Genomic DNA, 12022 nt, shown 5'->3' with positions numbered 1-12022 from the left:
GGGGCGGGACGGCGCGGTGCCGCCCTCGCGGATCGCGCTCGGCTGCGCGGGGATCGGCAACCTGTACCGGCCGGTCGGTGACGAGGCCGCGCTGGCCGCCGTGGACGCCGCCTGGGAGGCGGGGGTCCGTGCCTTCGACACCGCGCCCCACTACGGGCTCGGACTGTCGGAACGCCGCCTGGGCGAGGCGCTGCGGACCCGGTCCCGGCAGGAGTACACGGTCTCCACCAAGGTGGGGCGGCTCCTGGAACCGGTGCCGGGCGGCGGGGACGGCGACGACCTGGCGAACGGCTTCGCCGTACCGGCGACGCACCGCCGGGTGTGGGACTTCAGCGCCGAGGGAGTGCGGAAGTCGCTGGCGGCGAGCCTGGACCGGCTCGGTCTCGACCGGGTGGACACGGTCCTGCTGCACGACCCGGACGACCATGCCGAGCAGGCGCTGCGGGAGGCGTACCCGGCGCTGGAGCGGCTGCGCGCGGAGGGTGTCGTCGGCTCCATCGGCATCGGCATGAACCAGTCGGCGCTGCCCGCCCGCTTCCTGCGCGAGACGGACATCGACGTGGTGCTGCTCGCGGGGCGGTACACCCTGCTGGACCAGGACGGACTGGACGAGCTGCTGCCGGAGGCCGCCGCACGCGGCCGGACCGTGGTCGTCGGCGGTGTCTTCAACTCCGGGCTGCTGACCTCGCCGGAGGCGGGCGCCACCTACGACTACGCGCCCGCGCCCGACTCGTTGCTCGACCGGGCACGGCGGCTGGCGTCGGTCACCGAGGCGCACGGAGTCCCGCTGCGGGCGGCGGCGCTCCGCTTCCCGTTCGGGCATCCGGCGGTGGACCGGGTGCTCAGCGGCGCACGCTCCGCCGAGGAGGTGCGGGACACCGTGGAGCTGCTGCGGCTGCCCCTGCCCGATGCCCTGTGGGACGACCTGCGTGCGCGGGGCCTGCTCGCGCCGGGCGTGCCGGTGCCCACGGCGTCCCCCGCCGGGAAGCGGCCGTGAGCGGCGCACCCCGCCCGGCCCCGGACACCGGGATCGTGGACGCCCATCACCATGTGTGGGACCTCTCCGTGCGGGACCAGGAGTGGATCACCGGGCCCGAACTGGCGCCGCTGCGGCGGGACTTCACGGTCGCCGACCTGGCACCGCACGCGCGGGCCGCGGGCGTCTTCGCGACGGTGCTGGTGCAGACGGTGACCGTCGCGGAGGAGACACCGGAGTTCCTGTCGCTGGCCGCGCGGGACGATCTGGTGGCCGGTGTGGTCGGCTGGACCGATCTGACGGCGCCCGGCGTCGCGGACACCGTGGCCGCGCTCAGGTCGTCACCCGGCGGGGAGCGGCTGGTCGGCATCCGCCACCAGGTCCAGGAGGAACCCGATCCGCGCTGGCTGGTCCGCCCCGAGGTGCTGCGGGGACTGGCCGCGCTCCAGGACGCGGGGCTCGCCTACGACCTGGTGGTGAAGCCGCACCAGCTTCCGGCGGCCGTCGAGGCGGCACGGCTGCTGCCCGGTCTCACCTTCGTCCTGGACCACCTCGGCAAACCGCCGGTGGCGTCCGGTGCGCCGGGTTCCTGGCCGGACGGGGTCCGGGAGCTGGCGGCGCTGCCCAACACCGTGTGCAAGCTGTCGGGGCTGGTCACCGAGGCCCACTGGGACACCTGGACGGTGGCGGACCTGCGGCCGTACGCGGAGACGGTGCTGGAGGCGTTCGGCCCGGAGCGCCTGATGTTCGGCTCCGACTGGCCGGTGTGCCTGCTCGCCGCGGAGTACGCCGATGTGCTGGGCGCCGCGCGGGAGTTGACGTCGGCGCTGAGCGCGGCCGAACGGCACGCGGTCTTCACCGGCACGGCGACCCGGGTCTACCGGCTGCGCCCTCCGTCCCCCGGCCGCACGACCTCGCCCTGACCCCCCTGCCCGCCCGGGACCGAGTCATGGGCGCCGACCGCTTGGGCCGGTGCGCTCAGGGGCGCGGCGGGTGTCTCGCGGCCGGGCCCGAGCAGGAGGGCGAGGAAGGCGCCGAGCGCGACGAGGGGGGTGATCCAGAGGAAACCGGCGCCGGTGGCGTGGGCGAAGGCGTCGAGCACCGCGGGCCGCAGGGCGCCGGACAGGGACCGGACCGTCTCGGGACGGGCGGCGTCGAAGGCGGGCGGCAACGGGAGGTCGCGGAGCCGACCGGCGAAACCTGAGGTGAGAAGGGTGCCGAAGACGGCGACGCCGAAGGCGGCCCCGATGGAGCGGGCGAAGGTGACGACGGCACTGGCGGCGCCGATGTCCTCGGGGGCCACGGTGTTCTGCACGGCGGTCAGCACGACCATCGGAACCATGCCGATGCCCACACCGGTCACCAGGAAGTAGCCGCTGAGCACGAGGGTCGGGGTGTCGGCGCCCACGGTGCCGAGGAGCAGCAGGCCGACGACGTTCAGCGCGAGACCGGTGACCAGGATCGTACGGAGCCGTTCGGCGTGCGCGGCCCAACGCCCGGCCAGGGACTGGCTGACCACGAGGCCGACGACCAGCGGCAGCAGGTGCACCCCGGACAGGGTGGCGGAGACGCCGTGCACGATCTGGAGGTAGGTCGGCAGGTAGACGAGCACGCTGAACATCGCGGCGTTGGCGACGAAGCCGATCAGCGAGGCGAACACGACGGTGCGCGAGGCGAGCATGGTCACCGGGAGGACCGGTGCGGCGGCCCGGCGTTCGACGGCGGGCAGGATCGCGGCGAGGGCCGCGGTGGCCGCGACGAGGGCGATGATCCGGGGCGACGCCCAGCCCCAGCGCTGTCCGAACGAGGTGACCAGGACGATGCCGGTGGCCAGCGCGGCGAGCAGCAGCGCACCCGCGCAGTCGATGCGGGCGGTGGCGCGGCGGACGCCGGACGGCAGCGCGCGGGCGGCGATGACGAGGGTGACGGCGCCGACGGGCAGGTTGATCAGGAAGGCCCAGCGCCAGGAGAGCTGGTCGGTGAAGACGCCGCCGAGCAGCGGGCCGACGATGCTGGCGACGCCGTAGACGGACCCGAACATGCCCTGGTAGCGGCCTCGTTCGGCGGGCGGGACCACATCGCCGACGAGGGCGAAGGTGAGGACGATCATGCCGCCTCCGCCGATGCCCTGGAGGGCACGGGCGGCGATGAGTTCGGGCAGGTTCTGCGCGAGGCCGCAGGCGGCGGAGGCAAGCAGGAAGAGGCCGGTGGAGACGAGGTACAGACGCCTGCGCCCGAACATGTCGCCCAGCTTCCCCCACAGGGGGGTGGCCGCGGTGGAGGCGAGGAGATAGGCGGCGCTGACCCAGGAGATGGACGCGAACCCGTTCAGGTCCTCGGCTATGCGGGGCAGGGCGGTGGAGACGATGGTCTGGTCGAGGGCGGCCAGCAGCACCGCCAGGACCAGGGCGCTCATGGCGGCCCCGACCCTGGGCGCGGCTGACGCCGGGGAGGATGCCTGTGACATGCGGAGAGGGCCTTTCGAGGACGAAGGCGAAGACGGGAGCGGGGGCAGGGGGGCGGCACGAGGGCTCGCCGCTCCGGGGCCGGGCGGTACGACCGGCACGGCCCCGGAGCGGCTCCCGGCGGGCTCAGGCGAGGGTGACGGTCTTGTACTCGGTGTACGTGCCGAGGCCGACGGCGCCGTACTCGCGGCCGACGCCGCTGTTCTTGAAGCCGCCGAAGGGGCCGTCGAAGCCGATCGGTGCCCCGTTGACGGTCACCGTGCCGGTACGCAGGCGGCGGGCGACGGCGAGCGCGTGCTCGGGGTCGGCGGACCAGACGCCGCCGGAGAGGCCGTACTCGGAGTCGTTGGCGAGCCGGACGGCGTCGTCCTCGTCGTCGTAGGCGATGACGACCAGGACGGGGCCGAAGATCTCCTCCTGGGCGACGCGCATGGAGTTGTCCACGTCGGCGAAGACGGTCGGGGTGACATAGTTGCCGCCCTCCAGTCCCTCGGGGACCTGGGGGCCGCCGGTGACCAGGCGGGCGCCTTCCTCGATACCGATGTTGATGTAGTCGATGACGCGCTGCTGCTGGTCGCGGCGGATCATCGGGCCGATGAAGGTGTCCTGGTCGAGCGGGTCACCGACCTTGAGCGACGCGACCAGTTCCCCGAGCGCGGCCACGACCTCGTCGTACTTCTCGCGCGGGGCGAGGATGCGGGTCTGCGCGATGCACGCCTCGCCGTTGTTGAGCAGCGAGCCGAACTTCAGCCCCTGGACCGCCTGCTGCACATCGGCGTCCGGAAGGATCAGCGCGGCCGACTTGCCGCCCAGTTCCAGGCTGACCCGCTTGAGCTGCTGTCCGGCGATGGAGGCGATGGTGCGTCCGGCACGGGTGGAGCCGGTGAAAGCGATCTTGTCCACGTCCGGGTGGGAGATCAGGTACTCGCTGGTCTCGCGGTCGGCGGGCAGCACGCTGATCACGCCCTCCGGCAGCCCGGTCCGCTCCAGGAGTTCAGCGAGGAAGCCCATGCTGAGGGAGTTCTCCGGGGACACCTTCAGGACGACCGTGTTGCCCGCGAGCAGCGCCGGGATGATCTTCGCGGTCGCGGAGGAGAACGGCGAGTTCCACGGGATGACGGCCGCGACGACGCCGATCGCCTCCCGGCGCACCACGCTGCGGAAGGGGTTGGCCGGGTCGGACGGGGTGAGGGCGGTCTCCCAGTCGAACTCCTCGGCCGCCTTGAAGACGGCGTTGGCCTGCCGGGTCAGACCGGCCTGCCCGGCCAGCGTGAACCAGCCGGCCGAACCGTTCTCGGCGGTGATGAGGGAGGCGACCTTCTCGGCGTTCTCCTCCCGCAGTTCGTTGAAGCGGCGCAGCAGCGCCAGACGCTCGGCCGGTGCCGTGCCGCTCCACACACCGCTGTCGAAGGCGGCGCGGGCGGCGGCCACCGCGCGGTCGATGTCTGCGGGCCGCGCCTGGGCGGCCCGCGCGACGACGGACTGGTCGTGCGGGGAGCGGATGTCGAGCAGGTCCGGGTCGCTGGGTTCGGTCCAGGTGCCGCCGATGTAGAGCCGGTCGTAGGTGATCACTTCGGTTTCCTTTCCAGTGGACCAGCAGGACCCAAGCCCTAACTGTCACTCCAATGTAGCACTTGATAGGTGTAACGGCGCAGCCATGTGGTTTATGCCCCACGCTTCAACACGGCGGGGAGGCTGTTCACGACGGGGAGGGACGGGCGGGACGGCCCCCGGACACGGGCGAGGGGGCGCCGTCCGGGCCGGAGCCGACGGGTTCCGGCCATCGCGCCGGACGGAAGAACACCGGCCGGAAGAACACCCGGCGCGGCCGTCGCCGGACACAGAAGGAAAGGCTCAACTTCCTTACCACGCAAGGGATTACCGTCCGGCGGCGCGGGAGGATACCAAACTCCCCCATGCATGTACATGCAATGGCGAATCCGGGACCGGAGGGTTAGCGTGATCGTCCGACGCTCCGGCCGGGGGAACGGCCGACGCGGACGTGGCTGGGGAGGGGCGACACCGGGTGATGACGGATTACCTGTGGGCGGAGCGGGGCGCGTGCCGGAGCACGGACCCCGACGCCCTGTTCGTGGAGGGCGCGGCGCAGCACCGCGCCAAGGCGGTGTGCGGGAACTGCCCGGTGCGCACGGAGTGTCTGGCGTACGCGCTGGACCACCGGATCGAGCACGGCGTCTGGGGCGGTATGACGGAGCGGGAGCGGCGGGCGCTGCTGCGCCGCAGGCCGGACGTGGAGTCCTGGCAGCTCCTGCTGATCACCGCGCGGACCCGGCATTTCGCCGGTATCACGACCGGCACGGACCCGGACGTCTGAGAGACACCCCGGGGGCGACGGGACGCCACGGCATACGAAAGCCCGGCTCCCGCCGGAGCGGAAGCCGGGCCGGAAAGTGCCGGACCAGGGCCTGTCGTCAGCGGCCTTCCGCCGGGCGGATATCGACCGCCGCCGCCGACTCCCGCTGATTGCGGGCCTCTTCGAGCCGGTCCGCGAGGGCGCGGGAGATGTAGGTCTGGGCGTCGCTGCCGAGGATCACGCGACGCGGGGCGGGCGTCTGCTCGGCGCTGTCGAGGATCGCACGGACCATCGCCGGGAGATCACCGTTGCCCGGCGGCATGCTGCGCAGCGCGCGGACACCGCTGGCCGGGCTGTCGTCGTACGCGGGGAGCGGTGTCCCGAACTGGGCGCTGCGGCTGCGGAAGTCGGTGTCGGTCCCGCCGGGCGCCACGATGGTGACGCCGATGCCGAAACCGGCGACGTCGAGCGCGGTGGCCTCGGTGAACCCCTCGATGCCCCACTTGGTGGCGTGGTAGAAGGCGCCGCCGGGTGCGGCGGCCTGGCCGCCCCAGGTGGAGACCTGGATGATGCGGCCCCCCTGCTGGGCCCGCAGGTGCGGCAGGGCGGCGCGGGTCACCTGGATGGAGCCGACGAGGTTGGTGGCGACGGCGTGGGCGATCTGGTCGTCACTGACCTCCTCGGCCGCGCCGAGCAGTGCGTAACCGGCGTTGTTGACGACCACGTCGATGCGGCCGAGTTCGGCGAACGCCCGGTCCACGACCGGCCGGATCTCCGCGGTCTCGGTCAGGTCCAGCCGCGCGGTCCACAGCCGTTCGGGGAACCGTGCGGCGAGGTCCTTGACACTGTCGGGGTCGCGGACCGTACCGGCGACACGGTCGCCCCGCTCCAGCAGTTGCCGCGCCATCTCGCGGCCGAAGCCGCTGCTGATGCCGGTGATGAACCACGTACGAGTCGTCATGCGAACGGCCTCCCAGCCTGTCCGGCCGGGCTGGACGGCCCCGCCGGAATCAAATCCAACCGGATGGTTGAATACTAGTCCGCGCGGCGGGGAACACCAAACGTCCCCTTGCGCCACCTACGGGGAGACCCACGCCGACCGGGCGGAGGGGCTCACCCCCACCGGACCCGGCGTCACGCCGCGCGTACCAGCCGTCCCGTCGTCTCGTCCGCCGCCAGCCGCTGCACAAGGTCCAGCAGGCCGGGATTCCGGGTGGTGGGCGACCAGCAGAACGCCAGCGTGGTCGGCGGAAGGTCGGTGACCGGCACGGCCACCACGTCCCGGGGCAGACGCTCGGACGCGGCCGAGCCGACCACGGTGACCAGCCGCCCGAGCGCGACCCGGTCCATGATCTCGTCGATGCCGATCTCGGGGCAGCGGGCGCGATAGCCCGGCTCGTCCACGAGGTCGGCCACACCGAGCGCCGAGCGACCGGCGAGAGGGTGCCCCACGGGCAGCAGCGCCATCGGCAGCTCCTCCCCCACCTCCACGCCCCGCAGCCCGCTGATGTCCTCGGTGCCGAGGCACACCAGCGCCATGTCCGCGATCCCGTCCCGGACGGCCGCCGCCCGTTCGTGCGTGAAGACCAGCTCGGGCTCGGGACCGGTGTAGCGGCTCAGCACCTGGGTGAGCAGCCCGCTGCCGGTGCCGGGCCGTACCGCCACGACCAGCCGGGGCGCGTCGGCGGCCCGCCGGGTGCGCCGTACCGCGATGTCCAGGCCGCGCAGGAGGTGGCGGCACTCGTCGCGGAAGGTGCGCCCCGCCTCCGTCAGCTCCACCCGTCGGCTCGTGCGGTCGAGCAGCCGGACACCCATCCGCCGCTCCAGCCGCGCGATGGCCCGCGAGAGCACCGGCTGGGAGATGCCCAGGTTCTCCGCAGCCTTGCTGAAGTGCAGTTCCTCGGCGATCTCCGCGAAGTACACGAGGTCCCGGGTCTCCAGACGATTCATGCGTCCAGGGTATCGCCGCATCTCGCGGCCGGGCATCCCGGCCACCGAGGTGTTCCATCCAGACGTTTGTATTTTAGGCTGGGGTCATGGGTTATGACTCTTCCGCGACGCGTGCCCGGCTGCTGGAGGCCGCGCACGAGGAGTTCGTCGCACACGGCCTCGCCGGAGCGCGCGTCGAGCGCATCGCCAAGAACGCTCCGGCGAACAAACAGGCGATCTACGCCTACTTCGGCTCCAAGGACGAACTGTTCGACTCCGTCCTGGAAGCCCGTATCCAGTTGCTCGTGGACGTCGTCGGCTTCACACCGGCGGATCTGCCCGCGTACACCGGTGCGCTGTTCGACGCGTTCGTCGCCGACCCGGAGCTGATCCGGCTGACCCAGTGGAAGATGCTGGAGCGCCCGGAGGCCTCGGCGGCCGAACTGGAGTCGCATCTCAGCAAGGCGCAGGCCGTCGCGGACGCCTACGGGGCCGATCTGGAGACCGGCATGGACGCCCTGATGATCGCGCTCGCCGCCGCCCAGTCGTGGCTGTTCACCCCGCCGGCCATCCGCAACCCGGCCGGTGACGACGAGGGCGCCCGCCTGAAGCGGCACCGCGCGGCCGTCGTCGCGGCGGTGGAGGCGGTCACGGAACGGCTGCTGCCGAAAGCCTGAGGGCTTGGCCTGCCCCGCCGTCCGGGCTGGTGAACCGGCGGACGGCGGGGGGCTCGGTGTGCGTCAGCGGACCTCGGCCCGCTGCTTGAGGGAGTCGAGCCAGCCGTAGCGCAGGAAGTTCTCCCACTCGGGATGCCCGTCGCGCATGGTGACGGCGGTCGCTCCGCGCGCGGTCTGCTCGGTGACCACGACGGTGGTGTCCTGGCGCGGCTCGAACGTCCAGGCGTGGTAGAAGTGCAGGCCCGGTCCGAGCCCGGACCAGCCGAGGCGGGCGCCCGGCTGCCACTCCCCGACCAGGCATTCGAGGCCCACACCGAAGAGCCTCACCCGGAAGGACTCCTGAAGGGCGAGGGGACCGCCCGACATGGTCGGGCCGGCCTCGGTGACGCCGGGCACCCACAGCGGCCAGCGGTTGAGGTCGGCCAGACAGCAGAAAACCCCTTCGGGTGCTGCCTTGACCGTGATCCTGGCCTGGAAGTGGTAGTCGGCCTCGTCCGGGGCGAACCCGGCGGGCCAGTGAATCCTCAGGCCCTCGTGGTCGGTGGGCATGTCGTCGTATTCCCCTCGCTGAGCCCGCGACGTCGTTCTGACGCGACCGCAAATGCATCGGGGCAGGGGCCGCTCATCCCCTAGCGTCGCGCGCCCCGGCGGATCTCCGCATCCGTCATGTGACTGTCGGATGCGGAGCGGCCCCATCGGCCCGCCCCGCACCGACGCGCGAGGCCAAACATGCCGGTCAGCCCGCCGTGGGTACCTCGTCGAGGGCGGCGAGAGCGTCGCGCAGCGCCGCACGGGTGGTGATCCCGAGCTTGGGATAGATCTGGTACAGGTGTGACCCGACGGTCCGGTGGGACAGGAACAGCCGCTCACCGATCTGCTTGTTGGTGAGGCCGGTCGCGGCGAGCGTGGCGATCTCCAGTTCCTGCGGAGTGAGCAGCGCCTTGGCACCCTCGCCGGTCTCGCGGGGCAGGGTCTCCCCCGCCGCGCGGAGTTCGGCGGCGGCCCGGTCCGCCCAGGGTGCGGCGCCCAGGCCCCGGAACGCGGTGAGCGCGGACGCCAGCTGGGTCCGGGCCTCGCCGGTGCTGCGGGCGCGGCGCAGATACTCGCCGTACAGCAGCTCCACCCGAGCGTGCTCGAAGGGCCAGCGGCGGCCCGGATCGCTGTCGAGGGCGGCCTCGAAGTGGGCTCTGGCCTTCTTTCCCCCGGCGGTCAGCGCCGCCACGGCGCCCGCTTGCATCCGCATCCTCGGGGACAGCCCGGCCATCTCCGACTCCTCGACGGCACGGGCGTGGGCCCGGGCCTCCTCGGTGCGGCCGGTGCGGATCGCGGACTCGACGAGGTCGAGGGCGTTCCACAGGGCGTGCGGTACATAGGGGGCGAGTTCGCCGGGCGGGGAGATCAGACAGGACTGGCGGTACGCCTCTTCGAAGTCGCCGCCGCCGAGCGCGCACAGCGCCCGTGCCTGCGCGGCCCACAGGGCGGCACCGTGGGCGCCGCGCGGCGCGGCCCACTGCACGATCTGCTCGCTGAGCACCCGGCTGGTGTCGCTCTGTCCGCGCCCGGCGGCGACGTACGCCTGGCAGTAGCGGAAGTACCAGACGAAGAAGCTGAACTCCTGCTCCTCGCAGATCCGCAGGCCCTCCTCGGTGAGGCCGTCCACCTCCTCCCAGCGCCCGGCGAACAGATACTCCACGCACAGATGCATCAGCGCACCGAGGTGACGGCGGGCGGGACTCTCGCCCCGGCGGCCCTGGCGGACCACGCGCCAGGACGCCTCGCGCAGTTCACCGAGGCGGTCGGGGTAGACGGAAGCGGTGCCCAGGCGGATGACCCGTGTCGGATCGGTCTCCTCGGCGGCGGCGCGCAGCGCCCGGTCCAGCCGGTCCAGGGCCAGCACACCGGTACGGGCCGCGTCACCGAAGGTGTGCGCGGTCAGCCAGAGCAGTTCGGGTACGCGGTCACCGAGCGTGTCCATCGCCTGGAACAGCGGTTCCCACATCTCGGCCCGGCCGCCGTACCAGCACATCAGCAGCAGGGTGTGGAGCGCTTCGGCGAGCGCGAACTCGTCGTACGGCTCACCTCCGGCGAGGTGGGCGTCCACGGCGCCGACGAGGAGGCTGTGCGCGGTGTCCACGTCACCGTCGGTATTGATCAGCAGGTGCGCGGTGGCCGCGGCGGCCAGCAGGGACCCGCGCAGCGCCGGGTCGGCGCGGCGGGCGTTGTCGAGGAGGACGGAGGCGTTGCGCAGTTCACCACCGGCGTCGGCGCCGATGTACGCGGCCTCCGCGAGTCTGCGGCTCTTGTCCTGGGCCAGCGGGCTGAGCCGGGCGGCACGGGAGAGGGCGGCGATGGCACCGGTGGCGTCCCCACGCGCCAGGCTGCGCTGGGCGGCGGCCTCCAGTTGCTTGGCCACCTCCTCGTCGGCGGTGACGGCGGCCTCCCCCAGGTGCCAGGCCCGGCGCTCGGGGTGGCCGGTCAGGGCGTCGGCCAGCCTGCGGTGCGCCTCGCGCCGCTCGCCGGAGGTGGCGGTCTCCACCACGGCGGAGGCCAGCAGCGGATGACTGAACGCCAGCCGGTACGCGGCCAGGTCCACGGTGACGACCCGCGCGCGTTCGGCCGGGCCCAGGTCGTCCACGTAGGAGGGGCCGACGCCCTGCTCGATGACGGCGAGGTCGCCGGTGCCGTCGAGTGCGGCGAGCAGCAGCGCCTCCCGGCTGCCGGGCGGCAGCTCCGCCACGCGTTCCGCGAACAGCGCCTTGAGCCGTTCGCCCAGCGGAAGGATGGCGGGCATGCCCGTCTCGGCCTGCTGCTGGGTGGTGGTGAGCACTCCGGGGAGTTCGACCAGGGCGAGGGGGTTGCCGCGTGCCTCGGTGACGATGCGGCGGCGGACACTGAAGGCCAGCCGGGGGTGGACGGCGCGCAACAGATCATGCGCCGCGTCGTCGTCGAGGGCGCGCACGACGTGTTCGGGCAGGCCACCGCGTTCGAAGTAGCCGTCGGTGTCGGAGCGGGCGGAGGCCAGGAAGCCGATCCGGCTGCCGATGAGGCGGCGGGCGACGAACCCGAGGACGACGGCGGTGGACCGGTCGAGCCAGGGCACGTCGTCCACGACGAGCAGCACGGGTGCCTTCTCCGCGACCTGGCGGAGCAGCAGCAGGGTCGCCGTCGAGACGAGCAGCCGGTCCGGGGCGGTCCCGGAGCCGATGCCGGTCGCCACCCGCAGCGCGTCCCGGTGCGCCGCGCCGAGTCCGTCCAGGTACGGCAGGAGGGGGACGACGAGCTGGTTGAGGCCGGAGTAGCTGATGTCGGCCTCGAACTGGACGCCCGCCACCCGCAGCACGGTGGCGCCGTTGGCCTGTGCGTCCTCGGTGACGGCTCCCAGCAGGGCCGACTTGCCGATGCCGGGGTCACCGGTGATGACCAGGGCGCCACCCCTGACGGATGCCTCGGTGAAGAAGCGGCGGATGAAGTGGAGTTCCTCTGTCCTGCCGATCAGCAGCCGCGAATGATGCACTGGGGTGGAATCCATCGGCCGGTCTCTCCTCCGTGGGGCCGTGTGGGCAACGGAACCCTGCATACCCACTTGCGGTCACCTTCCCGCCGTGGAGGCAGCTCGGCCGATATTTCGTGCCGATGTCGCCCGTCGCGGAAGCCCGGAGGG

General features: G+C 72.7%; 10 protein-coding genes. 4 read left to right on the top strand and 6 right to left on the bottom strand.

The features are described 5' to 3' along the window. Positions 1 to 16 precede the first annotated feature (16 nt). Both KUM39_RS05745 and KUM39_RS05740 read left to right on the top strand, forming a co-directional pair. The gene (locus KUM39_RS05745) at positions 17 to 997 is read left to right on the top strand and encodes an aldo/keto reductase (RefSeq protein WP_372455717.1); all 981 of its coding nucleotides are present in this window, start codon (positions 17 to 19) and stop codon (positions 995 to 997) included. After that, positions 994 to 1899 carry an amidohydrolase family protein gene (locus KUM39_RS05740; protein WP_217784289.1) on the top strand — a complete coding sequence of 302 codons (906 nt, stop codon included), beginning with the start codon at positions 994 to 996 and terminating at the stop codon, positions 1897 to 1899. Before KUM39_RS05745 ends, KUM39_RS05740 begins: the two co-directional genes overlap by 4 nt. Here the strand turns inward: KUM39_RS05740 and KUM39_RS05735 are convergent. Next, entirely contained in the window at positions 1854 to 3443 is a 1590-nt protein-coding gene (locus KUM39_RS05735) for an MDR family MFS transporter (protein ID WP_217784288.1), read from the bottom strand. The genes KUM39_RS05740 and KUM39_RS05735 overlap by 46 nt on opposite strands. Positions 3444 to 3567: 124 nt before the next feature. Then, complete coding sequence (locus KUM39_RS05730) at positions 3568 to 5013, bottom strand: aldehyde dehydrogenase (protein ID WP_217784287.1); 1446 nt, start codon at positions 5011 to 5013, stop codon at positions 3568 to 3570. Positions 5014 to 5470: 457 nt separating this feature from the next. On the opposite strand from KUM39_RS05730, the gene KUM39_RS05725 reads away from it, so the two are divergent. Further along, positions 5471 to 5776, top strand: coding sequence for a WhiB family transcriptional regulator (locus tag KUM39_RS05725; RefSeq protein WP_217784286.1), 306 nt, complete (start codon positions 5471 to 5473; stop codon positions 5774 to 5776). 97 nt (positions 5777 to 5873) lie between these two features. Here KUM39_RS05725 and KUM39_RS05720 read toward each other — a convergent pair whose 3' ends face one another. After that, positions 5874 to 6716, bottom strand: a complete 843-nt coding sequence (locus KUM39_RS05720) for an SDR family oxidoreductase (RefSeq protein ID WP_217784285.1) — start codon at positions 6714 to 6716, stop codon at positions 5874 to 5876. 173 nt (positions 6717 to 6889) lie between these two features. Further along, on the bottom strand, positions 6890 to 7705 hold the full coding sequence (locus KUM39_RS05715) for a LysR family transcriptional regulator (protein ID WP_217784284.1): 816 nt from the start codon (positions 7703 to 7705) through the stop codon (positions 6890 to 6892). Between the two features lie 86 nt (positions 7706 to 7791). Here KUM39_RS05715 and KUM39_RS05710 point away from each other — a divergent pair, with 86 nt between their 5' ends. Then, the gene (locus KUM39_RS05710) at positions 7792 to 8361 is read left to right on the top strand and encodes a TetR/AcrR family transcriptional regulator (RefSeq protein WP_217784283.1); all 570 of its coding nucleotides are present in this window, start codon (positions 7792 to 7794) and stop codon (positions 8359 to 8361) included. Positions 8362 to 8424: 63 nt separating this feature from the next. Here the strand turns inward: KUM39_RS05710 and KUM39_RS05705 are convergent, their stop codons facing one another. Together KUM39_RS05705 and KUM39_RS05700 are read right to left on the bottom strand one after the other, a co-directional pair. Next, positions 8425 to 8910: an SRPBCC family protein gene (locus KUM39_RS05705; protein ID WP_217784282.1), complete on the bottom strand. Its 486-nt coding sequence runs from the start codon at positions 8908 to 8910 to the stop codon at positions 8425 to 8427. Between the two features lie 187 nt (positions 8911 to 9097). Continuing rightward, entirely contained in the window at positions 9098 to 11890 is a 2793-nt protein-coding gene (locus KUM39_RS05700) for an ATP-binding protein (protein WP_217784281.1), read from the bottom strand. Positions 11891 to 12022: the final 132 nt, after the last annotated feature.

The organism is Streptomyces corallincola (assembly GCF_019104725.1).
GTDB lineage: Bacteria > Actinomycetota > Actinomycetes > Streptomycetales > Streptomycetaceae > Streptomyces > Streptomyces corallincola.
The sequence above is the reverse complement of the archived record's forward strand: the minus strand, read 5'-3'. Positions and strand labels throughout refer to the sequence as shown.

Excerpts from the sequence above, each read along its gene's own strand:
- KUM39_RS05710 (WP_217784283.1), top strand. The coding sequence starts at position 7,792 with ATGGGTTATGACTCTTCCGCGACGCGTGCCCGGCTGCTGGAGGCCGCG.
- KUM39_RS05715 (WP_217784284.1), bottom strand. The coding sequence starts at position 7,705 with ATGAATCGTCTGGAGACCCGGGACCTCGTGTACTTCGCGGAGATCGCC.
- KUM39_RS05735 (WP_217784288.1), bottom strand. The coding sequence starts at position 3,443 with ATGTCACAGGCATCCTCCCCGGCGTCAGCCGCGCCCAGGGTCGGGGCC.
- KUM39_RS05725 (WP_217784286.1), top strand. The coding sequence starts at position 5,471 with ATGACGGATTACCTGTGGGCGGAGCGGGGCGCGTGCCGGAGCACGGAC.
- KUM39_RS05705 (WP_217784282.1), bottom strand. The coding sequence starts at position 8,910 with ATGCCCACCGACCACGAGGGCCTGAGGATTCACTGGCCCGCCGGGTTC.
- KUM39_RS05700 (WP_217784281.1), bottom strand. The coding sequence starts at position 11,890 with ATGGATTCCACCCCAGTGCATCATTCGCGGCTGCTGATCGGCAGGACA.
- KUM39_RS05720 (WP_217784285.1), bottom strand. The coding sequence starts at position 6,716 with ATGACGACTCGTACGTGGTTCATCACCGGCATCAGCAGCGGCTTCGGC.